Below are 21,633 nucleotides of genomic sequence, written 5' to 3' on the forward strand. Positions count from 1 at the left end.
TACATCCTTTTGTAAGTTTATATTGGTGAATAAAGTATGTTGGAATCTTGTTATTCTGCCAAGCAAGGTTTTCAAAAGAATGTCAGGTGTTGGTTAGGACCTAAGGCAGTGAAGGCTTTGCGGGCAAAAATCTATGAGTTTGTGTTTTGACGTTCGGCGACTAAAGCGTTCCATCCACCTTGGATATAATAGGCATTGATATAGCCTAGCTTTTCAAGCTCTTGGACGACTGTGGGGCTTTTTGATTCATCTAAATCAAGCACGACGACTGCAAAATGATTAGGCAGTTTTTTATCCTGAACTGCGGCCACGGCTTCTGCGGCGGTAGTGACCACAGAGATGTTATCAATGTGCATTTTTACGATGGAGTTGTACCAAGATTTTAACGGAACCTCGTCCAACAAAACCAAAATGAGCGGTACGCGAGATTGCATTAAGTTGTCGAATTGAAAATATCCAATACTATTGAAGCTCATATTATGCCTGTCGCGCGTGTTCCGGAATAGATTTATAAATCATCATGATAACGATGAAACCTGTAAAAGCTAAAATACCTGAGGCCCAGAAGGGTGAAGTGATCGAAATATGCTGATACAAAAGACCGCCAATAAGTGGTCCGACGATACGACCTAAGGAAGCCATGCTTTGCGTGACACCCATGGTGGCACCCTGTTCTTGCGATGATGTCAGTAAGCTGATACTGCCAAGATTCGCGGGATTTGCTAAGCCGTTACCCAAAGCTAGTAAGGTCATCGTGATTCCCATCGCGGCCATATTTCCTGAAATGGCAATGCCACCCAAGCCCAAGGCCAACAGCAAAACACCCAGGCGCAAAACTTTTCTTTCGCCCCATTTAGGTAAAAGACGGCGTACTAAAAAGCCTTGAGTGAAGATCATGATCACGCCGATGTAAGCAAAACCAAAACTGACTTGTTTTACATCCCAGTGAAACTTTTCACCCATGAATAAAATCAAGGTCGCTTCCATCGACGACATCGCTAAAGATGAAAGCATAAATACCGCCATTAAAGGTCCGATAGTTTTGGCGTTAAGGTAATGCCACATGATGGAAAATCTTTTTTTCTTTGCGGCGGATTCGCTGGTTTCGCTTAAAGATTCAGTTAGAAACTTAATTCCGAATAAAAAATTGGCCAAGCACAGGCCGGCCACCCAATAGGCCGCAAAAGACGTGTCGAAATGTGGTTCTGAATTGATGGAGGCTCCCCATACCGCAAGTCCTCCGCCCAAGGCGGGTCCAACCACAAAACCTAATCCAAATGCGACGCCAATTAAAGCCATGCCTTTAGAGCGCTCATGTTTTGGGGTGATATCCGAAATATAAGCCGATGCTGTCGAAATGCTGGCGCCGAAAAATCCCGCCAAAATACGAGCAACAAAAAGCCATTCCAACGAGCGAGCTTGAGCAAAAAGAATATAAGAGAAAACTTCACCTAAAAGACACAGCAACAAAATAGGGCGGCGACCATAGCGATCACTTAATTTTCCCCAAAAGGGAGCGAACAAAAACTGCATCAAGGAATAGACTGAGAGTAAAAGCCCTGTTTGAACGGCCGTCGCGCCGAAATTACGACTTAAGATGGGTAAAATTGGAATGACTACACCAAAGCCCACTAAATACAGAAAAACGGTGAAAAAGATGATCGCGAGCCGCGATTTGTTTGATGTCTCAGTCATAGGCTTGTTAATATTAGGATCTGATGAAAATAGCAATGAATCTTCGGCATTGGGGCCTTATCTTTCTGGCAGTTTTAGTCTGTGGACCGGCGTGGGCTCTGGATAACTTTAAAGAGTTCAAACGGGACCACCTAGATGCCGAGGCCGCAACGAATTTCTTCTATTCTGAGGCTAATTACCCCCAAGATGGTGGATCTATCACCAATCTTCCAAATGGAAATCACTATCAACTTTTAGATGTCACCTTAGGCACTCGCTATGTGCCTAAAAGAAGCTGGTCGGTTTTTGGTTGGGCCAATATTGGAAATGCGGAAAGCAAAGACAGTTTGGCAACCAGATCTAACAGTTCTTTAAGCGAAGCGGCCATTGGGGCGGACTTTTTAATGTATTCGGAAGCGTTTCAATTAATTCCGGAATTTACGTTTGTCATGCCGTTTGAAAAAATCAACCCCAGCAGTGATAACGTGCCGAATTCTGAAGGTGTGATGGAGTTTCGATCGCGCTTGATCGCGCAGATGAATTTGGGAACAAGTCGTCCTTATGGTTGGTTGGGATTTACTTACCGTGCAGAGGGACGTTCTTTTTTGATGCCTTGGGGTGTGGGCTTACAATTTAAATTATCAAGCTTGGTGTTAGGCGCAGAGCTTTTCGGTTATCAAAGTGTTTCGGATGACACTGACAGTTCGGCATTAAGAACGGCTTACATCAATAGTGTGAATGCGGGTTCACTTAAATTTTACGGAAAAAATCCATCGCTCATGGATTCACAAGTGTACGGCACTTGGAACATCAACCGTAAATGGTCCCTGCAAGCAAATGGTGGGGTGACATTAACCGGATCAAATTCGGCAGCTGGGTATCATGTGGGTGGATTCTTGCGATACAGTTTTGATTTCACCGAAGGCTATTTGCGTGATGATGGATATACACCGATGGATTCAGATGTGCCTGGCGGACGCAGTCAGATGTATGATCGTTCAGACTCAATGACGTCTGAAAAAGTTCGGGATTTCCGAGAGGAAACCGAGGATGGTGTCGATCAAAATTTATTTAAACCAAAACCCACACCCAAAAAACGCATCAACGATAAACAGCTGCAACAACAGCTAGATCAGACGGAATTCCAAGTCGAATTGCGTTCTAACAAAAAAAAGAAACGCAAAAAATAATCTGCACAATTATGACGCACACTAGTCACGATGGAGTCAAAATGCTTCCATCGTGCTTGGCATTCGTCTTGCTTTGATGAATGCTTGAGTAACACATCAGAGAACAAGGAGGGGGTTTTCTATGAGAGGTGCAAAATTATCAATCGTGGCGGCGTTAATGACACTGGTGCCATTATTTTCAAATGCAGCACAAACGCCTGCTAAATGCGTGGAACGCGAAGATCAAATTCAAGACGTCGCAAAGATTAAAAACTTCGTCGCTAAAATGGGTGGCATGCGTGCCATCGAAGGCGATTGGAAGTTGGGCGGTTTGGCGGGATCATTTAAGCGTGTGATCGTCAGCTTCGAATCAGCCAATGACGGCTTAAAAGCGAAGATTGATGGCATGGACGACGTAACGCCTACTTGGGGCGCAATCAAAATTTGCGACACCGTAAGAGCGGATACTTTATTCGTCCAAGTTATCAAAACAAAAGACGCTATTTACATCCGCGAAGGAAGCAAAGGTTCGATGCAACTTGCTGAAATCAAAGACGGCAAAGTGGGCACTTTCTATTCATTCTACAAGCAGTAGTTTTTGAGCTTGTTCGGGGGAAACATTCACAATCTCCACAGTTTTGTGGCGGTTGGTTTCCCCCTTTAAAATCGTGATTTGCCTTTTAGGCACTGAAAAAATCTCGGACAAAAAATCAATCAATTCTTCATTGGCTTTGCCGTCAACGGGTGGCGCACTTAATTTTATTTTTATTTCGCCATTGTGCGGTCCCACGATTTCATTGCGAGAGGCTTTGGGCTGAATAAAAAGGTGGAGTCTGACTCCACCTCTTATTGCTTCAATCATTTCAGGCACGGATCTAAAAACTACTCTGCAGAAAGCGGAGAGATGTTAGAAGTGCGTTGTGGTGTCGCGGCACTTTGGCCGTTTACCAAATTGTGACCAGGCAATTGCATTTGCGGCATGTACTTTTCGCCTTGTTCTAAAAGTGACAAATGAGCTTGGGCTAACGCTTTTAGGTTGGCTTCAAACTGCATGCGAGCACGTTTTAGCTCGGTGACCTCTTGATACATTTTTTTCAAAGAGTCGCGCGAGTCACGAGTGATGATTTCGGCTTTTTGTTGAGCATCGGCCACGATCAATTTAGCTTCGCGATCTGCATCTTGGCGCAGACGTTCTGCCATTTGTGTTGCCGTTTGAATAGTTTCTTTCAAAACTTGATCGCGCTCTTTGTATTCCATCAAGGAGAGATCTTTTTCACGAAGCGCTTCTTTAAGGCTATTGCGTTCCTGAATAAGTGCTTCCATTTGCGAAGCCACTTGTTGAAGGAAATCCATCACTTCATCGGCATCCAAACCCATCATGCGTTTGCCAAAGGATTTATGCGCGATATCGATAGGAGTTATTCTCATTATGTTCCTCCTTGAACAATATGATTTAGGATAAAGTCCTTGCGGTCACCCGGGCAAGCTATTTGATTTCGCGAGCCATTTCTTTGTTTCTCATCGCGGCCTTTTCGAAGCTGATGCGAAGAGCGCGTTCGATTTCAAGTTCTCTCATGGACTGAAGTCCAGCTGCGGTCACACCTTTTTTAGATGTCACCTTGGCTTGAAGATCCTCAACACCTTCTTGGGCTTGGGAGGCGAGCAATGAAGCGCCGACGAATGTTTCAATCGTCATCAATCGAGCTTCTTCCGGTGAAAAGCCGTGCTCTTCAATCCAATCTTGCCAGTACATCATCATTTCAAAAACAAATCCGGTGCCGCTTGAACATGAAATCATCAAAGCTTCAAATTGGTCTTCGTCGAAAACTTTGATCACGCGACCCAGTGGGGTGAAGAGATCTTCTACCGTACTATCTAAAGCGTTATCATCGTCATCATTAAGCAGGTATCCAATCAGACCTCGTCCAATTAAAGACGGTGTGTTGGGCATGACACGCGCAAGTCTGGCACCATGAATATAACGTTCCAATTTTTCCATACGAATGCCGGCTGCCACGCTGATCACGATGGTGTTATCATCAAACGCGCGTGAAACCGGCTCTAATGCGGCCAAAAGATCTTGCGGTTTTACCGCCAAAATCACGATGTCGCAGATATCAATCAACTCGTTGTTGCTGGAAACCGGATTTACGCCAAAAGACTCTTGAAGCTTTTGCAGTTTACCTGGTGTTCTGTTGGTGACGTAAATATTTTTAGACGGAATGCCACCCTCTACAAGTCCTTTGATCATAGCTTGAGCCATGTTCCCGGCGCCTAAAAAACCAATTTTCTGTGATTTTAAAAAGGGATTCATTCCATTAACTCCCGACTGCAATAAGTGAAGGGTGTCGGTAACACCACTTTCTAAATACTACCGAGCCGTGGGGCGTTCGCCAAATAAAATAGTCCCAAGGCGCACGATTGTCGCTCCCTCTTCGATGGCGACCCGATAATCATGACTCGTCCCCATGGAAAGTTCTTTCATGGGGTGCTGGGGAGGGGCGGTTTTTTTAAGCTCGTCTCGCAATTGACATAATTGCTTAAAGTAAGGACGTACTTCGGCCCCAGTTTCGGTTAATGGAGGCATTGTCATGAGCCCCTGAATGCTTAAATTCGAAAGGGTGAGCAATTCAGGCCAAAGGCGGCGAAGGGCTGTCAGGGTAAACCCTTCTTTAGAATCTTCATTGGCCACGTTGATTTGCAGCAGAATGTTTTGCGTGACATTTTTCTGAGCGCAGTGCCGATTTAAAACTTGGGCGAGCTCTAAAGAATCGATCGAATGAATCAGCGCGAATTGGCCAGCAACAAGTTTTGCCTTATTTTTTTGCAAATGCCCGATCAAATGCCATTGAATATCGGATAGGCCCTCGAGGTTTTTTTGTTTGGTCAGGGCTTCTTGAACATAGTTTTCCGCAAAAGCACGTTGCCCTTGGGAATACAACAGCCGGATTTTTTCTTCCGGCTGAAGTTTAGAAACGGCTAACATTTGCGCAGGCGCGCATGATTTTACAATCGAATTATAGTCCTGCTGGAGCATCAACAAATACCGGAGCTTCCGCACCCATTTTTTGGGCTGATTCTAAGATATGATCTTTAAAGCGAGATGCATAAGTGTACTCACCCCAATGACGGCAATCGCGAGCCAAGTTGTGGGGACCCCGAGTGATACCCAAAACGATCAGGCCATTTTCAGTCTCAAGATACGCCGGTCCGCCAGAATCACCCGCGCAAGCACCTTGAGCATTTGATTGTTCTGTCACGATGATGTTGGAAAATAATTTTGCAATCGTCACATGAACAAAGTTTAAACCTGTTGCTTTTTGAGCGGGCACAGAAACTTCATTCACTAAACCGTAACCCGCTAGCAAAAGTTTTTGGCCAATTGATAATAACGTGTCGTTTAAAATTGCCACAGGTTTTGCAAATGACGGCGCTTCACCTTCGATCATCACGAGTCCAATGTCGTTAAATCCGGTGAAAACATTTTCTACGGGATCTAGTTCAAACTTATAACCTGGGTGAGTGACCGCGGCCTTCACTTTGCGAATGTTCACGTCATCAAATGACTGCGGTAATGTCTCGCCAAAAAAGATGCCAAACTTATCGATGTCCATGTCTTGTAAGCAGTGGGTGGCCGTTAAAACTAGGTTTTCAGAAATCAAAGTGCCCGTACAAAAGCTGTGCGCGCGACCCATATAGTTCATCACTAAAGAAACAGTCGATGCCGTTACGGCGTCAGTGCTTTTTGCGGCTTCGCCCCCAATAATTCCAGTTGGATTTTGCGTTTGAATTGTTGAAGTGTGAGTGGGCTTAGAGCAACCCGCAATCACTGTAAATAAAGATGCTAAAATTAAAAGATTTTTTTTCAAGTTTCCCCCTCTTGAAACGAACGACCTAGCAGGGGAATTAGTCGAACTTATTTGCAATGTCAGCTTAGGAATTCTTTACGCTGTAGGGCGCCAGCATTTTATTTACCAATGTCATCGGCAGACCCACTATATTGTCGAAGGCGCCATCATAACGCAGCACAAAATTTCCACCGAGACCCTGAATGCCGTAAGCGCCGGCTTTATCCATGGGTTCGCCGGTCTGGATGTAATTCCAGATTTCTTCATCGGTCAGATTTTTAAAATGAACTTTGGTTGTCTCAGATTGAGAAATTTCTTTTCCTGACAGACTGTCGATAACGCAGACACCGGTGATCACATCATGACTAATGCCCGACAAAAGTCGCAGGATGCGATAGGCGTCTTCTGGACTTTGGGGCTTTCCTAAAGGGGAATTTTCGAAAATCACCTCGGTATCGGCGGCTAAAATGATAAACGGCTCGTTTTTTTGAGCTTTGACCTGGTCAAAAGCCGCGCGCGCTTTTCGTGCTGAGATATCTAAAATTTGGTCATGAACATTTAGGTTTTTGTTAGGAATTTCCGATACTTTAGAAGGAACCACGTCAAAGTTGTAGCCAGCTTTTTTTAGAAGTTCGCGACGGCGTGGAGACTCTGATGCCAGAATAAGTTTCGGTGTCATGAAGTAACTTGATCACAAAGAGGCCAAAATGGGAAGTGCAGAGTTAATGCTCATTCTAGGTCTGCTCCTTGCGGGAGTAGCGGTCTTTCTATTTGTGAATTCCATCTTCGCCAGCAACAGCGATAAGCAACAGCTCTCTTGGGCGAATAACACCGAACCCGCAAAATCAAAAAACGCGATCATCAACTTCTCGCGTCCGCTGGTGCATCAGTTCACTCTGCAACATGCTTTAAGAATTCGCAGTGAAAGTTATCGCAAGCGGGTTCGTAAGTACATTCTGACGTCCGGATTGTCGGCAGAGCTGAATGAAGATGAATTTATCGGCTTGCAGCTTTTATGGGGAATCATGTTCCCGATCTTCATGTTGGTGATGAATTTTTCTCTGCAATTAGGTTTTTCACCTTACATCATGATCGGTGTGGGATTTATTGGCTTTTACTTGCCGCAAATTCATGCGCGTGGAGCAAAGAAGAAACGTGAGCTCTCGGTGCGTGCCGATCTGCCATTTTTTATCGATCTTTTGGCCTTGTCAGTAGAAGCGGGTCTGGACTTTTTTTCGGCGATTCAAAAAATCGTGGATAAATCACGCAATACCGACAGCGTCTTGGCAGATGAACTAGGAACTGTTTTGAAAGATATCAAAGTCGGTGCTTCTAAGTCACAAGCTTTGAAAGACATGGGTGAGCGGTTGGATATGAACGAAATCACCAGCTTCGTGGCCGTCTTAGTTGATGCCGAAGCGACCGGGGCCAGTATTGCCCAGGTCTTAAAAGATCAGTCCGTGCAGATGCGTTTGGAAAGATTCGTTCGCGCAGAAAAAGCAGGAGCAAGAGCTTCGCAAACGATCCTGATTCCTTTGATGTTATTTATTTTGCCAGCGGTATTCATTGTGGTCTTTGGACCGGTCGCCGTTGGGTTTATGTATGGTGGTAAGTAAAATGACAGCGTTGATGAACAAAACCACAAATACGACATTGATTCCTCACTTGGGAGTTGCTGACAACTTCTTTACGCGGGGTAAGGGCCTTTTGGGGCGAAGCACGCTTTCGGCGGAAGAAGCTCTGTGGATTCATCGTTGTAACAGCATTCATACTTATTTTATGAAATTTCCGATCGACTGTGTTTTCGTGGATCGTGATTTGAAAGTAAAAAAAATCTATCGCAACGTCGGCCCTTGGAGATTTATTTTTCCGGTATGGGGAGCAAGCTCGGTGATTGAAATGTCAGCCGGGACGGCGGCGGATTTAAAAATCAACGTAGGGGATCAACTGCATGTGGGCACTTAGGATTTTGACCGGCCCTCAAGCGGGGCAACTGATAGAGCTTAAGTTAGGTAAGAACCTGATTGGTCGGGCTCCGCAGTGTGATATTAAATTAGTTAGCCCGGGTGTTTCTAAGGAACACACCGAGGTCGCGGTTTTTAAAGATAAGATCGTGGTGACGGATTTAAAATCCAGCAACGGGACCTACTTAAACGGTATTCGTATTCAAAACAGTCTGATGCGCTTGGGTGATAAACTGGGTGTGCATGACGTATTACTAGATGTGATTCCGGCGCCCGAAGCACGCGCGACCAGTCCCCGTACGACGACAACTCACACAGGGACCGGAGTTCCGGCCCCGATGATGTATCAAGATGGTGGAGCGGCTGCGCAGATGCCACCGATGGGGATGACTCAACCAGGAATGCCTCACGGAATGCCGCAAGCTATGGGTGGAATGCCTGGCGCAGGTCCGGCCCCCGCGCCCGCATACTCGCAAGGTGGTATTAAAGGCCTTATGGATAAGTTCCATGAATACATGGATCGTGTTGCGTTGCCAGGTGTTTACAAACTGCCACAGTTTGTAGAATTCAAATTAGTCCTTTTAGGATTTGTGGTTTTATTTATCTTCACGACCACTTTGCTTTCGATGATTCCGATGGTCGCGATTACCAGAGCCAGCATTATTAACGAAAGTAAGCGTCGCGCGGCATCGATTGCTCGTACGATTGCGACGATCAATCAAGCGGCACTGTTGCAGAATAACTATTCATCACTAAGTACGAATGCGGCTGAATCTGAAGAAGGTGTTACACAAGTTTTAATTGTGCAACAGTCTGATGGATTAATTTTAGCACCGGCGACTCGTGCGGGCACCACGCCGGATTTGCCGTTTGTACACACGGCACGTAGAGAGATGCGCCCGCAAGCCGTTGAAATTGATAGCTCAACTATTGGGGCGAGCTTCCCGATAGGTTTATTTGACCCCAGTACGGGTGAGCAATCAGTGAAAGCCCATGCGATCGTTCTTTACGATATCGGAAGCTTGGCTTTTGATGATGGTCGCGCCATCAGTTTATTTATGCAGACCCTCGTGATTGCTTCGATTGTGGGATTGTTGATTTATTTCTTTATGTATAAGTTGATTGAATTTCCAATCAATTCCTTAAATGCGCAGTTAGACACCGCGATGAGAGAAAAACAAGATAACACACAAGTGAACTTCTTATTTCCTCCTCTGCAAGCTTTGATTGGCAATATCAATAGTTTGCTAACTCGGTATATCCACGGGGATACCGAAGGGGGCTCGTCGGCGGCGGGATTTGTTAATAAAGACGGTGAAGCTGAAAACCTAGTGCAAATCGTAGGCTTCCCCTGTATCGCGATTTCACGCGAAGGTCGTATTATCGCTTGTAATGCCGCCTTTAGCCAAGTGGCGCGTGCCGAAGTCTCGCAATTGCAGGGTCAGCCCTTTAAATCTTTACCGGATTTAGCTTTGCAAAAAAATATTGAGGGCCTTGTCGGGCGGACTCTTGAAAACTTACGTGGGATCCACACGGATCAGTTGGAATTCAGCGGACACTTGTGCGTGCTAAGTTGCCAAGCAATGGCGACCGGAGAAAATGTAGATTATTTCTTGATCACGGTTTCACCCACTGAGGGAGGCTCTTGATGGGGGCTGCCAATCAGTTAAAAGAAGCTTTGAAGTTTGATATTGAGGTCACAAAAGGCCCTCATACGGGCATGCGTTTAAGCTTCTCAAAACAGATTGTCGGTATCGGGCGCGGACCTGAAAACGATATTATTTTATCGTCAGATCCTCGTAGCAGCCGTAAGCATGCTGAGATTCGTCAGCGTGATAGTGATTTTGTGATCGTCAATTTAAGTGAAAAGAACTTTATCTTGGTCAATGGCCAAACTGTTCAAACCGAAATCCTGACTCCAGGTTCGGTCATTCAAATTGGTGATTCAGAAATTCGTTTCAACCAAGAGATCTCGCAAATCAAGCCAGATCTTGCGGCCGTGCCATCGGTTTTTTCAACGCCGACGCCTCCGCCAATGCCATCGACACCTCCGCCAGCACCGATGGCTTCACCCAAAGCGCAAATGCCTGCGCGCCCCCAAGTGGCTTCCGCCCCGGCGATGCCTCGTCCGCAGACTCAGAATATGGGTTATGGTGGTTATCAACCACCGCCAGCTCGTCCGGCAGGTGCGGGTGTGGGTGGAGGGCCGTTATCAAATCCGAAAGTTCGTTTTTATGGAATCATCGCGATCATTGGGTTGGTGGGATATTATCTGTTCTTTTCGGACAGCCCTAAAGCTAAAAAAGATCCGAATGCTTTCCGTACTTCAGCCATTTCAATGCAAGAAGTGGCGGCGGCGCAAAAACGAACTGAAGAGATCATGACCACCAAAAAAGAAAAATATGATTCCGTTCAATATCGTCGTGCCCAGGAAAACTTTATCAAAGGTTTCCGAGACTATCAGCAAGGTCAGTACGCCCGAGCACGCGAAGCTTTCCAAGTGGTGTTAAACTTAGATCCGGAAAATGAGTTGGCAAAACGATACTATCATTTAGCCAAAATCAAATTTGATGAGTTAGTTAAATTTAATATGATTCAAGGAAACCGTTATCGAGAAAAACGCAACTGGAGAATGTGCCAGTCCAATTACTCAAACGTTATGACTATGCTGCAGCACCGTAAGGATGACCCAAGTTACAAAGAAGCCAAACAATTCTTTGAAGAATGCACATTGAACTTAGAAGGAGGACGATACTAATGGCTCGCCTCCGTGTACGACTTCGTGGAAAACCCATCTATGATATCACCCTTTCTGAAGACCGCTCCTACGTTGCGGGCCGTAAGGAAGATTGCGATATCGTATTACAACCTGAAAAAGGTATTTCGCGCGAGCATTTCAAAGTCTCTTACGTTGACGGTGTTTGGCAGGTAGAGGTTGTTTCTCGTTATGGTGAAGTGATTCACAACGGGGAACAGATTCAGCACTTAGACCTGACTCATGGAGTGCTATTTTCTTTACCTCCGTATGAGTTTGATTATTTAAACACGACAGATGAAGTGGCCAAAGTGGACTCTTCATCAAATCTTCCGGCCTTGACGGGCGTGCATGAAGGGGCTGATTTCAGTGGCAGTGAAGAAAAAACTGTTATTGGTGTGGCCCCTACATCGGCCTATATAAAAATGGTGGATGTCGATAATGAAACCCAAGAAATGATTCGCCTCGATGCGGGGGATTCGTGGGTTGCGGGGCGGGAATCTAGCTGCCATATTCATATTCGTGATCCTCGTGTCAGCCGACGCCAGTTTGAAATCCGTCGCGCGGGCTCGCAATACGTGATTATTGACTTGGGCAGCGTGAATGGAACTTTGGTGAACGGCAGTCCGATTTCATCAACTGAAACCACGCCAATTCGCAGTGGCGACGCGATCAGTGTTTTAACCAATTATCTTTATTTTGAGTTGCATGATTCTCACTTCCAAAACCGTTTGGATATGGTGGATTTACCGCCGCCAAACCCTTTGGTCCCGGTGGGAGGGCAAGATTCCGCGCCAGTGGAATATCAACAGCAATCTCCGCATGAACTCATGCCTTATCACAATCATGCGGGCGTGCCGATGCAATATGATCCGCATGGACAGCCTTATCCGCTAGGGCCGGTGACCCCACCGCAACCGGTGGGGAAGCAAAAGTTTGATTTCCAAAAAAATCGCCCTAAGCTCATTATTGGGGCGGTGGCGCTGTTATTGGTGGCGTACTTGTTTAGCGACACCGGCGGTGGGCCAACACCCACCGGACCGGTAGGGGCCGCCCCAGGTTCCCCGGCAGAAGTTTTTAATAAACTTAAACCTGAGCAGCAGGCTTTGGTTCGTCAGCGATATAAGGATGCGAAAAACTTGTACATGCAAGGAAAGTATCAATTAGCGCAAGATGAAATCGTAAAAATTCAGGAACTGGTTCCGGATTATGAAGACATCAAAGAAATTGAGCGTCTTTCGAAAGAAGCGATTTACATTCAAAATGAAGCTATTCGCCAAGCACAAATAGAAAAAGACAAAGCAGAAGCGGAAGAAAAATTTCAAAAACAAGCGACGGTCTGTGAAAAACAAATCAATTCACAAACCACGATCGCGCAGCTTGAGGACTGTATCAGCCCGGTCTTGCAGTTCAATCCTGAACATCCTAGATATCTGGCAATGAGAATGCGGGTTGAAAGCTTCATGGCGCAAAAAGAAGCCCAGGATGCACAACGCTTGGCTCATCAGTCCCAAGTGGCACAGTTACGAGGAATGTATAGCCGAGCTCAAGATGTGCATAAAAAGGGAAAACCTTTGGATGCCATCACCGCTTATGAAAAAGTGGCGGATTCAAGATTGCCGGACCCTTCAGGATTAAAGGCCCAATCAAAACGTGCTATTGCGACGATTCGTCAGCAAATGAACTCCAAGACCGCCAGCTTGCAAAGTGAAGCGCAAAAGTTCTATGAGTCGCAAAATTTAAAAGGCGCGATCATGGCTTTGCGTAAAGCTCGTATCATGGATCCCAACAATCCAGAGCTGCCAGAAAAAATCGAACTTTACACCACCGAACTGCGTAAGCAGATGATGAATATCTATCAAGAAGGAATTCTTGAAGAAAGCTTTGGTAACGTCGATGGTGGTGAGTCTAAAGCGGGGGCCAAAGACAAGTGGAAAAAAATCATGGAACTTGATGTGACAGATGGTGAGTACTATAAAAAGGCCTACATCAAGTTAAAAAAATACGGAGCTCTTTAATGAAAATTCAAGATCGCTCGTATAGCACCAAGATTTTTAGACCAAAACCTTTGATTCATAAAGAAGATGATGGCTCCTTGATCGTCATTGCAACCTCATGGGGTCAGCCAGAGCATGCCGAGCGCGCTAAAGAGGAAGTGGTTAAATACGTCACGGCAGCAAAATCCGACGTCGAGGTGACTTCGCCGTTTGAATTCCTCACGTGTTTGTCTGACGAAGTGAATTACGTGCGCACGGGCGTTTTGATTGCTAATGATATTCTTTATCGAGGCGAAAATCGCAATGAATACTTTTCGGGTGTGGAGCTTTTAGCGGTATTTAAGCGCGGTCCACAGGTCGCTTGGGCGCAGGTGGGATGTCCTAGCTTATTTATTCGTCGAGCGCGTCAAGGGATGCAGCCTTTATCTATCGGACAAGACCTTTCGGCAGAGATGTCAAACGCGGATGAAACATTGCCACCCTTGCCTTCGCAATTATTGGGATTAGATCCCACTTGCTATGTGCAGTGCGGGCATACTTATGTGAAAGACGAAGATCAGCTGGTGTTATTGGCAAGCACCGCTGTTTCAACTTCATTATGGGTTCAGAACTATGAAGATCTGCAGTTGTCGTCGGTCACTCAAAAAATGATTCAGGAAAATCCAGAGTCGCCATTTTGGTTGGGCTTAATCAACATGACGGAATAAGCCCGTCCTTAGTCAAAGTTTTCTTCGGTTGCAATTGATTTATAAACGGTATTTTTGATCTTGGCGTATTCGGGCAGGGATAACGCGAGTTCGGTCCGCGAAGGAGCATAGATATTATCGCGTGAGGTATCCCAAATCAGGCCCGTTGCGATGTTGGTGCGTTGAATTTGTTGATCCAACATATAATTTCGGAATGAGCGCTCAAATCTTTTTCTTTGCGCATCTTTGTTTAAACCACGCACGTCGGCACGCAACCAATCAATCATTTCTAAAAATAAGGGATCAGAGCAGGCTTTGAGCTGAGCTGTTTCGAAGGTTTTGCTTGAAAGTAAAAGGAAGCAAGGATCGGTCAGGTGAAGATTTTTGGCATTTAAATGGCGATCAGCCACATACTGCCAAAGCTCGACATTATTTTTAGATCCCAGTTGCTTTAGGGTGTCCCAACTTTTTTGGTTTAAAGCAATTTGCGCGGTCCAATTTAAAAGATCTACGCTGCGAGGTTGTTGGGCCGAAAGTCGTTTTAAATCTTTAAGTAAAAGGCCTTCTTGATCGGCGCGCATCCATCGCGAGAAGGACAGGCTTAATTTTGCCGTCCATTCGTTTTCGGGAGGTGAAAATGCCGGGAACTGAAGTTTGCTTAAAAGATTTTGCAGTCGAGTGGTCGTGGGCAGAATACTTTCCTGTAACAAAGGCAACGGATTGATTTCAAAGCGATCAACCAGCGTATTATAAAGCAACGGCTTTTCGTCATTGATGTAAAGCACGTGATTTGAAATGGCGGCCGTACGTAAAGGCCCCGCTTTTCTCCAAAGACCCCAGCCGGTTTCTAATAATATCGGGCGATCATCAGGCCAGGTGGCGTTCGGACTTTTCAGTACGCCGGATAAAGACGTCGCGGGGAATGAAGAGTCTGAATCCACACTGCTTGTGCCTAAAATTTCATACAAGGTGCGACCGACATCTACCAAGGAAACGTTTTGGTCGATTTTCCAGTGAATGGCTTGATCGCGTTTGCGCGGTTGTGACGGCTTAATAAACAAAGCGACTTGTGTATTTTCCCCGTGCAAGTTTAACGGCGAAAGCTCTTTATACCGGTCACTCGTGGTATGACCGTTAAGTCCCATTAAAACCACGGTGGTTGAATCCCAGCGCTTGGATTTTTTTAGGTTTTGAATCAGTTCGTAAAGTGTTTCGTCCAGTTCGTCGAGCTGACTTTCTAGGCTGAGGTTTCGGGCTTCTCCCAATTCGGTGACCGTTTGGGTGTTGGTGAAAATCAAATCCGGAACGTAAATAACCGTAAAAAAAGAATCACCCGCGACCTCTTGTTTAAGCCAGGTTGTAAAGGCGTCGGAATTTTTTTTGAAAGGGCGAAATAAAGCAGGAAAGTTTGGAATAACATTGTCGTCAAACAATTCAAATCCCTGGTGCAGTCCGGATCGACGAAATACCGGAGCGCCACCGGAAAAAAAGCTAGTGCGATAATCTTGCCGTAATGCGATTTCGGCGGCGGTTTCAAATTCCGGTGCCAGTCCAGGCGCACCGTTGTGACGCACTTTGTGCTGATAAGGGTAAAGGCCCGTTAAAACTGACGCCAATGCAGGAACGGAAAGTGTAGAGGGGGTGTAGGCATGAGTAAAGCGAACGGACTCGTTGCAAAACAATTGAAAACCAGACCTCTCTGCATCTTCTTGACGGCATGTGATATCCGTAAAGGTCAATTCGTCAACCGCGATAACGAGCACCGATGTCCTGTCAGAGGTTTTGCAGGAAATCTGGACTAAGCTCAGTGCTGTTAGAAGAAGAATCAAAATGATGTTCTGCATACCTTGACCGGGTGTAATGGTTCTATAGATAATGATGCAATAACTTTGCTCAGTCAAAGACCTTGGAGGAAAAGGCCCATGCTCACGGAAAAAATTTTTGCAGTCGCTCATCTTGCGGATCAAGTCATTCTTTGGATTCTTTTAGTTCTCAGCGTATTGAGCATCGGGATGATATTAGAGCGCTTTTTCGCGCTTAAAAGAATTTCAAATGAATCTAATCGTGTGCGTGGACGTATCAAATTAGCTTTGCAAAGTAACAGTCTTGAAGATGTCGAAGATCTGGCAAAAGATCATTCTTCGATTGAAGGACGGGCGGCAAGTTACGCGATGAAACACATGAGAGACGCTGGTAGCAAGGGTCTTGAGCAAGTCTTTAATACATTTGCACTGACGGAGCGCCCAGAACTTGAAAAGTTTTTGGGTTTCTTAGCGACGGTGGGATCAAATGCCCCTTACATCGGTCTTTTCGGAACCGTACTTGGTATCATGAAAGCGTTTAATGATTTGGCGACAGCTCCCGAAGCGGGTCAACAAACAGTGATGGCGGGTATTTCGATGGCCTTAGTGGCGACGGCCGCCGGTCTTTTCGTGGCGATCCCGGCGGTTGCGGCTTACAACTATTACAGCAAGCAAGTTCGTGGCATTTTCTTGAACATCGAATCGGTGAAAGAGTTGTGCGTTGCTTACGCTAAGAAAAAAGGTGTGTAATCATGGCTTTTAAGTCTTTGCATGACGACAACGACGCCATCGCGGACATTAACGTTGTTCCGCTGGTGGATATCATTCTGGTGGTTTTGATCATCTTCATGGTCACGGCCCCGATGTTTATGAAGCCGACCATCAATGTTAATTTACCGAAGGCCGCGAGCGGTGATCAGACGGCGCCAAGTAAATTGAATATTGCTTTAACGGCGGACGGTCGCATTAATCTAAATGGTACTTTTGTAAGTGAAGAAGATGTGCGCGCCAAAGCGACTGAAGAGGTCGCGAAAAATGCCGATGTCCAAGCCATCATCTCTGCGGATAAAGACGTTCCGCACGGAAAAGTCGTAGGACTGCTTGATGTGGTTAAAGGTGTTGGCGTTAAGAAATTCGCGATCAGTATTGATAAAAAATAGATTTTTAAAAACTCCGGTGTCTTGCCGGAGTTATCTTGAAGAGCCGCGTGGTGGTGGCGTGTAGGTCCATTTACACGTATTCTGTTTTAATAAAAGCTTTTTGTTACGACATTCAAAATTGACTTGGCCGGTGTATGTATAGCCGTTGCCGTCGGCATATTGATTATAAAAACCACTATCGGCGCCGCTTGGATTTGGTTGCGGCGTATGAATGCGCGGGATCGCAGTGCGACAGCTGATGAAAGTTGTTCCGCCATAACCGATGTTCGCGGACACATTAAACGTAGAAACACCGGCATATTTCGCCAATGAATAAAGATTATAAGTGTCATAACTTTGATGCAGCAAAAATTTTCCGCGAGGACCATCAAAGTATTCCGTAAAATATTTCGGCTCAAGAACATCGTAGGTGGCGTTGGTGAAAGTAAAATAACTGCCCGCCGCGCAACCCACTTGCGGCTCGACGATGTTGACGGCGGCTCTTTCACTGCGAACGGTGCGACCGGTGGCATCCGTAACTTCTACGGCATAAAAGCCTGCTTTTTTATAGCTATCAGCATTGTCAGAGATGAATTGGTACTGACCCAAGACGTGATCCATCGCGACGCCATCTTTGAACCACTGGTATTTTAACGGAGATTTCCCGCCTGCGGTTTGTACACTCAACTCAAAGCCTTGTCCTTCTTGTACGTTCACACTCGCTGGTGGAGTTGAAATACGCAGAAGGTCACTTCCTGTGCCTCCCGTTCCGCCACTCGTAGATCCTCCGCCCGTGCTACCTCCGGAACTTCCACCTGTGTTGCCGCCACCGCCGACAGAAATGCCTCCGCCACCGCCTGCGCTGGCATTAGAACCGTTGGTGGAAACACTGCCGCCGCCTCCGCCCGCAAACCCAGAGCTAGAGCCACTGCCGCTGCCTGAGCTCCAAAGGCTTGAATTGCCGTTATTAGATGTTGAGGAAGAAGATTTGGACTCTTCGGAAGTACAGTTTTTCGAGCTATCAGAGCAAGCTTGAGGAGCGGGCGCACAGTTTTGAAAGCTGAGAATGGTTAGTAACGCGATCAGAAGACCGGACATAAGTCGGAAATTTCGAATCTTTTTGAGAAAACGACGACTCATCAGTAAAGCTCCCCTTTGCGTTACTAGACTTTTATACGGCAGAAATGTGGAAAAACTTAACTGCGCAAGGCTACATTCTCAGAATGATACGGCTAAAGTCCTGTAACTGCTCTCCGATGAAGAAGCATAATGTTTAAGTTTCAAATTACAGAAAACAAAATGATCGCTATGACCGCTTTATTGGTGGTAGCAATGGCCTTCCCGACTTACCAAACGTTGGCGCAAAACGACGAGGTAAAAAAGGAAGAGGTTGCCGTGGTCACTTTGGATTCTGATCGCAAGCCGGCAAGCATTGCAAGCCCCGGTTTAAAGGATCATAAACCGCGTGCGCAATTTCAAACGGTGGATTTGAAGTGCACAAAAAAAATGTTCAGCCCCTTGAGCATCGCGGGTGGTTACGTTCAATTCCAAGGTAAGAATTGCCTGAATAATTTCAAAGAGGGTGATGTTGAGATCATCAATAAAAGTAACGGTTTTACCGCTTCGATCTTTTTGCGCGGCAGCGATAAATACCAAACCGATCTGATCCAGCTTCAACAAGGGGACAATGAAATTGCGATTCGCTATCGCGAAAGTTCTGGAAAGTCCGTTGAAGAGATCATCCGCATTCACGCGTCTTCGATTTAATCTTAAAATATCAACGTCTTAATGCAATTAGCCAGCTTGGTCTGTATTTAATTGATCTTAGTCACTTGAGCCTTTAAGTTACGTTCGCTGTGTTCTTTAGGGCACATGTGCGTTAAAAACTGGAACGTTTAAAAGAGCAAGCAATGTTGACCGAGGAATTTTTAAGACCCGTGGATTTGAAAAAACGCTCAGACATTCACTATGCGCGTAAGATTTGGCACATGTCTGCGGTCTTTACGATGTTTTTGGGTTACATCTTCATGCCGCCAGCTCTTTCCATGACCGTTCTTGTGGTGGCTTGGGTGCTTTTTGTTCCTTTTGATTTCTTGCGACATAAATACCCCGCTTTGAATGATTGGGCGATTCACGCGTTTAAGCCGATCATGCGCCAAAGCGAAATCAAAAAGCTTGCGGGCACGACCTACCTTCTGACGGGAGTTCTGATTGTTGACGTCATCTTTCCTCGTCCTGTCGTGGCTTTGACTTTGTTGTTCTTAGCCTTCGCGGATCCCATTGCTAGTTATTTTGGAATTTTGTATGGGAAGGATAAGATCTTTGGTCATAAATCCATGCAAGGATTTATGGCGGCCTTCTTTGTCTGCACCGGGTTGACCTTTTTATTTCTTTTGTATCACAACTATCTGATTGATCGCATCGTGATTGTCAGTCTGTTCGCCGGTCTTGTGGGGGCTTTTGCTGAATTGATTCCCATTGGCAAACTTGACGATAACTTAACGTTGCCATTGATGAGTGCCACGGGATTAACGATCCTATTTTATTTCTTTGGATTTTTCGCCGTAGTCGGATAGAGTTTGGCCCATGGCTGAACCAATTAATTTGGACAAATTAGACTCAGAAGATGTCAGAGCACAACGCCTGGCAATGTACATTTATATCCTTCCTAACTTGATGACGACGGGAAACTTGTTTTCCGGATTCTTTGCGGTCATTCAAGCTATCAACGGAAAATTCGATTGGGCTGCTTACGCGATTGTCGTGGCTGCTATCTTTGACCAGCTTGACGGTCGTTTGGCGCGTTTGACTCGTTCGACCAGTAAGTTCGGTGCGGAATACGATTCACTTTGCGACTTGGTCAGTTTCGGGATGGCTCCCGGAATCATGTTGTTCTTGTGGGCCTTGCAACCATTTGGTCGTTTGGGTTGGGTGGCGTGCTTTTTATTTGTCGCTTGCGGAGCCCTTCGTTTAGCGCGTTTTAACGTGCAAGCTAATGTCGTCGAAAAAAATTATTTCCAAGGTCTGCCGATTCCAATGGCGGCGGGAATCGTGGCGTCTTCCGTATTGGCATTCCAAGATTTAGAGTGGGACCCAACGGGAAATATCGGCTTGCTGATCATGGCGATTCTTTTAGCTTTCGTGATGGTTTCTAATTTCCGTTTCCGTAGCTTTAAGGATTTAGATCTTAAAGAGCGCTTACCGTTCCGTTACCTTATTCTTGGGGTTGCTTTACTGGTTATCGTAGCTTTGCGTCCGGAAGTGATGCTCTTTGTGGTATTTATGAGCTATGCCGTTTTGGGTGCGGTATTCGGTATCTTTAGACTTGGAAAAAATATTCGCAAGATCAAACCTAGCGTTTATGCTCCTGCGGCGGTTCACGAAAGCGATTTAGTCCTCGAAGAGGAAGAAGAAACACATCCCAATGAAAAGAAAACTTAAAGTCGGAGTCGTTGGTGCGACCGGCATGGTCGGTCAAACCTTCATGAATATCCTGGCAGAGCGCGATTTTCCAATTGCAGAATTGCGCCCCTTTGCTTCTGAAAATTCACTAGGAAAAAAGATTGAACTGCAGGGCACGGCGTGGCCGGTGCAAGTTCTTAAAGAAGGCTGCTTTGACGGCCTTGATCTTGTTTTCTTTTCGTCGGGCGACGACATCTCGGCGGAGTGGGCTCCTAAAGCTGTTAAGGCGGGCGCATTTGCCGTGGATAACTCTGCTGCTTTCCGTATGGATCCGAACACTGTTTTGATCGTTCCGGAAGTAAATGGGCATTTGATCAATAAAGATTCAAAACCCCAAGTGATTGCCAACCCGAATTGTTCGACCATTCAGTTGGTCGTTGCTTTGAAACCGCTTTTAGAAAAATTCGGCTTAGAGGAAGTGCGTGTCAGCACGTATCAAGCGGTGAGCGGTGCTGGTCAAGGTGGCCATGACGAATTGATCGAACAAACTTCGAATCATAAAAAAGATCACACACCTGCGACGTTTCCGCACACCATTCTTTTTAACTGCATCCCGCAAATTGGTTCATTCAATGATGACGGCTATTGCAGTGAAGAAGTCAAAATCATGAAAGAAACGCGCAAAATTTTAGAGCAAGAAAGTTTGAAAGTTTCGGCGTTCACCGTTCGTATTCCTGCATTAAACGCGCACAGTGAATCTGTGTGGGTGACTTTGAAAAAAGAGGCGACCCGCGAACAAGTTCTGGGGGCGCTTGAGTCTTTTGAGGGCATCGTTTTGCAAGACGAGCCTAAAAGAAGTGTCTATCCTTTAGCTCGCGACGTTTCTGGGAAAGATCCGGTTTATGTGGGGCGAGTGCATCGGGATATGGAGAATCCTAAGATGTGGCTCATGTGGGTTGTTTCTGACAATATCCGCAAAGGGGCTGCTTTGAACGGAATCCAGATTGCTGAGAAGATTTTCTTTTCTTAATTCGTTTGGGGTTTGAGGCTTCGAGCGACGGATGTCTTGTTTTAGGGGTTATGGCTTTCCGCCATTCCGGGGACACGGCATCCGGCCTCTGTTGCCGCCGCCCGTTCGGGCGGTTCGCGCCGTCGTGGCGCCGGCAAAGGTCCCCTTCATGACGAAAATCCATAACC

24 protein-coding genes are annotated in these 21,633 nt (G+C 45.9%); 14 read left to right on the forward strand and 10 right to left on the reverse strand.

What is annotated here, in order from left to right:
• Window positions 1–131 precede the first annotated feature (131 nt).
• Together AZI86_RS08795 and AZI86_RS08800 are read right to left on the reverse strand one after the other, a co-directional pair.
• Window positions 132–476, reverse strand: a complete 345-nt coding sequence (locus AZI86_RS08795; RefSeq protein WP_061834676.1) for a hypothetical protein — start codon at window positions 474–476, stop codon at window positions 132–134.
• Between the two features lies 1 nt (window position 477).
• Window positions 478–1,695: an MFS transporter gene (locus AZI86_RS08800; RefSeq protein WP_061834677.1), complete on the reverse strand. Its 1,218-nt coding sequence runs from the start codon at window positions 1,693–1,695 to the stop codon at window positions 478–480.
• Window positions 1,696–1,730: 35 nt separating this feature from the next.
• Here AZI86_RS08800 and AZI86_RS08805 point away from each other — a divergent pair, with 35 nt between their 5' ends.
• Both AZI86_RS08805 and AZI86_RS08810 read left to right on the forward strand, forming a co-directional pair.
• Window positions 1,731–2,864, forward strand: a complete 1,134-nt coding sequence (locus tag AZI86_RS08805; RefSeq protein ID WP_253715837.1) for a transporter — start codon at window positions 1,731–1,733, stop codon at window positions 2,862–2,864.
• 121 nt (window positions 2,865–2,985) lie between these two features.
• The gene (locus AZI86_RS08810; RefSeq protein WP_061834679.1) at window positions 2,986–3,438 is read left to right on the forward strand and encodes a hypothetical protein; all 453 of its coding nucleotides are present in this window, start codon (window positions 2,986–2,988) and stop codon (window positions 3,436–3,438) included.
• Here AZI86_RS08810 and AZI86_RS08815 read toward each other — a convergent pair.
• From AZI86_RS08815 to AZI86_RS08840, 6 genes are all read right to left on the reverse strand, one after another.
• Window positions 3,421–3,705 (reverse strand): DUF167 domain-containing protein, encoded by a 285-nt coding sequence (locus AZI86_RS08815; RefSeq protein WP_061834680.1) that lies wholly within the window; start codon window positions 3,703–3,705, stop codon window positions 3,421–3,423. The two genes, AZI86_RS08810 and AZI86_RS08815, sit on opposite strands and share 18 nt — an antisense overlap.
• A gap of 20 nt (window positions 3,706–3,725) precedes the next feature.
• Window positions 3,726–4,271: a DivIVA domain-containing protein gene (locus AZI86_RS08820; RefSeq protein WP_061834681.1), complete on the reverse strand. Its 546-nt coding sequence runs from the start codon at window positions 4,269–4,271 to the stop codon at window positions 3,726–3,728.
• A gap of 58 nt (window positions 4,272–4,329) precedes the next feature.
• Window positions 4,330–5,157: a pyrroline-5-carboxylate reductase family protein gene (locus tag AZI86_RS08825; protein ID WP_061834682.1), complete on the reverse strand. Its 828-nt coding sequence runs from the start codon at window positions 5,155–5,157 to the stop codon at window positions 4,330–4,332.
• A 57-nt stretch (window positions 5,158–5,214) separates the two neighbouring features.
• Window positions 5,215–5,829, reverse strand: coding sequence for a YggS family pyridoxal phosphate-dependent enzyme (locus AZI86_RS08830; RefSeq protein ID WP_253715838.1), 615 nt, complete (start codon window positions 5,827–5,829; stop codon window positions 5,215–5,217).
• Between the two features lie 31 nt (window positions 5,830–5,860).
• A complete protein-coding gene (locus AZI86_RS08835; RefSeq protein ID WP_061834684.1) occupies window positions 5,861–6,712 on the reverse strand; it encodes a S1 family peptidase in 852 nt (283 codons plus the stop codon).
• Window positions 6,713–6,776: 64 nt separating this feature from the next.
• Window positions 6,777–7,370, reverse strand: coding sequence for a Maf family protein (locus AZI86_RS08840; protein ID WP_061834685.1), 594 nt, complete (start codon window positions 7,368–7,370; stop codon window positions 6,777–6,779).
• Between the two features lie 28 nt (window positions 7,371–7,398).
• On the opposite strand from AZI86_RS08840, the gene AZI86_RS08845 reads away from it, so the two are divergent.
• Genes AZI86_RS08845 through AZI86_RS08870 form a run of 6 tightly spaced genes read left to right on the forward strand, consistent with a single transcriptional unit; the run spans window position 7,399 to window position 14,114 of the window.
• Window positions 7,399–8,307 carry a type II secretion system F family protein gene (locus AZI86_RS08845; RefSeq protein WP_253715839.1) on the forward strand — a complete coding sequence of 303 codons (909 nt, stop codon included), beginning with the start codon at window positions 7,399–7,401 and terminating at the stop codon, window positions 8,305–8,307.
• A 13-nt stretch (window positions 8,308–8,320) separates the two neighbouring features.
• Window positions 8,321–8,656, forward strand: a complete 336-nt coding sequence (locus tag AZI86_RS08850; protein WP_081111872.1) for a DUF192 domain-containing protein — start codon at window positions 8,321–8,323, stop codon at window positions 8,654–8,656.
• The gene (locus tag AZI86_RS08855) at window positions 8,643–10,304 is read left to right on the forward strand and encodes an FHA domain-containing protein (RefSeq protein WP_061834686.1); all 1,662 of its coding nucleotides are present in this window, start codon (window positions 8,643–8,645) and stop codon (window positions 10,302–10,304) included. Before AZI86_RS08850 ends, AZI86_RS08855 begins: the two co-directional genes overlap by 14 nt.
• Window positions 10,304–11,413 carry an FHA domain-containing protein gene (locus tag AZI86_RS08860; RefSeq protein WP_061834687.1) on the forward strand — a complete coding sequence of 370 codons (1,110 nt, stop codon included), beginning with the start codon at window positions 10,304–10,306 and terminating at the stop codon, window positions 11,411–11,413. Before AZI86_RS08855 ends, AZI86_RS08860 begins: the two co-directional genes overlap by 1 nt.
• A complete protein-coding gene (locus tag AZI86_RS08865) occupies window positions 11,413–13,428 on the forward strand; it encodes an FHA domain-containing protein (RefSeq protein ID WP_061834688.1) in 2,016 nt (671 codons plus the stop codon). The genes AZI86_RS08860 and AZI86_RS08865 overlap by 1 nt, the downstream gene beginning before the upstream one ends.
• A complete protein-coding gene (locus AZI86_RS08870; RefSeq protein ID WP_061834689.1) occupies window positions 13,428–14,114 on the forward strand; it encodes a hypothetical protein in 687 nt (228 codons plus the stop codon). Before AZI86_RS08865 ends, AZI86_RS08870 begins: the two co-directional genes overlap by 1 nt.
• An 8-nt stretch (window positions 14,115–14,122) precedes the next feature.
• On the opposite strand, the gene AZI86_RS08875 is transcribed toward AZI86_RS08870, so the two are convergent.
• Window positions 14,123–15,937, reverse strand: a complete 1,815-nt coding sequence (locus AZI86_RS08875) for a sulfatase-like hydrolase/transferase (RefSeq protein ID WP_081111821.1) — start codon at window positions 15,935–15,937, stop codon at window positions 14,123–14,125.
• 78 nt (window positions 15,938–16,015) lie between these two features.
• On the opposite strand from AZI86_RS08875, the gene AZI86_RS08880 reads away from it, so the two are divergent.
• Both AZI86_RS08880 and AZI86_RS08885 read left to right on the forward strand, forming a co-directional pair.
• Window positions 16,016–16,645 carry a MotA/TolQ/ExbB proton channel family protein gene (locus tag AZI86_RS08880; protein ID WP_061834690.1) on the forward strand — a complete coding sequence of 210 codons (630 nt, stop codon included), beginning with the start codon at window positions 16,016–16,018 and terminating at the stop codon, window positions 16,643–16,645.
• 2 nt (window positions 16,646–16,647) lie between these two features.
• Window positions 16,648–17,055: an ExbD/TolR family protein gene (locus AZI86_RS08885; RefSeq protein ID WP_061834691.1), complete on the forward strand. Its 408-nt coding sequence runs from the start codon at window positions 16,648–16,650 to the stop codon at window positions 17,053–17,055.
• A 30-nt stretch (window positions 17,056–17,085) separates the two neighbouring features.
• Here the strand turns inward: AZI86_RS08885 and AZI86_RS19100 are convergent, their stop codons facing one another.
• The gene (locus tag AZI86_RS19100; protein WP_061834692.1) at window positions 17,086–18,174 is read right to left on the reverse strand and encodes an immunoglobulin domain-containing protein; all 1,089 of its coding nucleotides are present in this window, start codon (window positions 18,172–18,174) and stop codon (window positions 17,086–17,088) included.
• A gap of 129 nt (window positions 18,175–18,303) precedes the next feature.
• Between AZI86_RS19100 and AZI86_RS08895 the strand changes: the two genes are divergently transcribed.
• The 4 genes from AZI86_RS08895 (at window position 18,304) to AZI86_RS08910 (ending at window position 21,466) form a co-directional block, all read left to right on the forward strand.
• Window positions 18,304–18,801, forward strand: coding sequence for a hypothetical protein (locus AZI86_RS08895; protein ID WP_061834693.1), 498 nt, complete (start codon window positions 18,304–18,306; stop codon window positions 18,799–18,801).
• A gap of 143 nt (window positions 18,802–18,944) precedes the next feature.
• Entirely contained in the window at window positions 18,945–19,610 is a 666-nt protein-coding gene (locus AZI86_RS08900; protein WP_061834694.1) for a diacylglycerol/polyprenol kinase family protein, read from the forward strand.
• Window positions 19,611–19,620: 10 nt separating this feature from the next.
• A complete protein-coding gene (gene pssA, locus AZI86_RS08905; protein ID WP_061834695.1) occupies window positions 19,621–20,475 on the forward strand; it encodes a CDP-diacylglycerol--serine O-phosphatidyltransferase in 855 nt (284 codons plus the stop codon).
• A complete protein-coding gene (locus AZI86_RS08910) occupies window positions 20,459–21,466 on the forward strand; it encodes an aspartate-semialdehyde dehydrogenase (protein WP_061834696.1) in 1,008 nt (335 codons plus the stop codon). The genes pssA and AZI86_RS08910 overlap by 17 nt, the downstream gene beginning before the upstream one ends.
• Window positions 21,467–21,633: the final 167 nt, after the last annotated feature.

Origin of the sequence: Bdellovibrio bacteriovorus (genome assembly GCF_001592735.1) — a bacterium.
GTDB classification, from domain to species: Bacteria; Bdellovibrionota; Bdellovibrionia; order Bdellovibrionales; family Bdellovibrionaceae; genus Bdellovibrio; species Bdellovibrio bacteriovorus_D.

Excerpts from the sequence above, each read along its gene's own strand:
- AZI86_RS08800 (WP_061834677.1), bottom strand. The coding sequence starts at position 1,695 with ATGACTGAGACATCAAACAAATCGCGGCTCGCGATCATCTTTTTCACC.
- AZI86_RS08850 (WP_081111872.1), top strand. The coding sequence starts at position 8,321 with ATGAACAAAACCACAAATACGACATTGATTCCTCACTTGGGAGTTGCT.
- AZI86_RS08845 (WP_253715839.1), top strand. The coding sequence starts at position 7,399 with ATGGGAAGTGCAGAGTTAATGCTCATTCTAGGTCTGCTCCTTGCGGGA.
- AZI86_RS08865 (WP_061834688.1), top strand. The coding sequence starts at position 11,413 with ATGGCTCGCCTCCGTGTACGACTTCGTGGAAAACCCATCTATGATATC.
- AZI86_RS08795 (WP_061834676.1), bottom strand. The coding sequence starts at position 476 with ATGAGCTTCAATAGTATTGGATATTTTCAATTCGACAACTTAATGCAA.
- AZI86_RS08825 (WP_061834682.1), bottom strand. The coding sequence starts at position 5,157 with ATGAATCCCTTTTTAAAATCACAGAAAATTGGTTTTTTAGGCGCCGGG.
- AZI86_RS08880 (WP_061834690.1), top strand. The coding sequence starts at position 16,016 with ATGCTCACGGAAAAAATTTTTGCAGTCGCTCATCTTGCGGATCAAGTC.
- AZI86_RS08910 (WP_061834696.1), top strand. The coding sequence starts at position 20,459 with ATGAAAAGAAAACTTAAAGTCGGAGTCGTTGGTGCGACCGGCATGGTC.
- AZI86_RS08820 (WP_061834681.1), bottom strand. The coding sequence starts at position 4,271 with ATGAGAATAACTCCTATCGATATCGCGCATAAATCCTTTGGCAAACGC.
- AZI86_RS08855 (WP_061834686.1), top strand. The coding sequence starts at position 8,643 with ATGTGGGCACTTAGGATTTTGACCGGCCCTCAAGCGGGGCAACTGATA.
- AZI86_RS08860 (WP_061834687.1), top strand. The coding sequence starts at position 10,304 with ATGGGGGCTGCCAATCAGTTAAAAGAAGCTTTGAAGTTTGATATTGAG.
- AZI86_RS08885 (WP_061834691.1), top strand. The coding sequence starts at position 16,648 with ATGGCTTTTAAGTCTTTGCATGACGACAACGACGCCATCGCGGACATT.
- AZI86_RS08870 (WP_061834689.1), top strand. The coding sequence starts at position 13,428 with ATGAAAATTCAAGATCGCTCGTATAGCACCAAGATTTTTAGACCAAAA.
- AZI86_RS08815 (WP_061834680.1), bottom strand. The coding sequence starts at position 3,705 with ATGATTGAAGCAATAAGAGGTGGAGTCAGACTCCACCTTTTTATTCAG.
- AZI86_RS08840 (WP_061834685.1), bottom strand. The coding sequence starts at position 7,370 with ATGACACCGAAACTTATTCTGGCATCAGAGTCTCCACGCCGTCGCGAA.
- AZI86_RS08830 (WP_253715838.1), bottom strand. The coding sequence starts at position 5,829 with ATGTTAGCCGTTTCTAAACTTCAGCCGGAAGAAAAAATCCGGCTGTTG.
- AZI86_RS08805 (WP_253715837.1), top strand. The coding sequence starts at position 1,731 with ATGAATCTTCGGCATTGGGGCCTTATCTTTCTGGCAGTTTTAGTCTGT.
- AZI86_RS08900 (WP_061834694.1), top strand. The coding sequence starts at position 18,945 with ATGTTGACCGAGGAATTTTTAAGACCCGTGGATTTGAAAAAACGCTCA.
- AZI86_RS08875 (WP_081111821.1), bottom strand. The coding sequence starts at position 15,937 with ATGCAGAACATCATTTTGATTCTTCTTCTAACAGCACTGAGCTTAGTC.
- AZI86_RS19100 (WP_061834692.1), bottom strand. The coding sequence starts at position 18,174 with ATGAGTCGTCGTTTTCTCAAAAAGATTCGAAATTTCCGACTTATGTCC.
- AZI86_RS08895 (WP_061834693.1), top strand. The coding sequence starts at position 18,304 with ATGTTTAAGTTTCAAATTACAGAAAACAAAATGATCGCTATGACCGCT.
- pssA (WP_061834695.1), top strand. The coding sequence starts at position 19,621 with ATGGCTGAACCAATTAATTTGGACAAATTAGACTCAGAAGATGTCAGA.
- AZI86_RS08810 (WP_061834679.1), top strand. The coding sequence starts at position 2,986 with ATGAGAGGTGCAAAATTATCAATCGTGGCGGCGTTAATGACACTGGTG.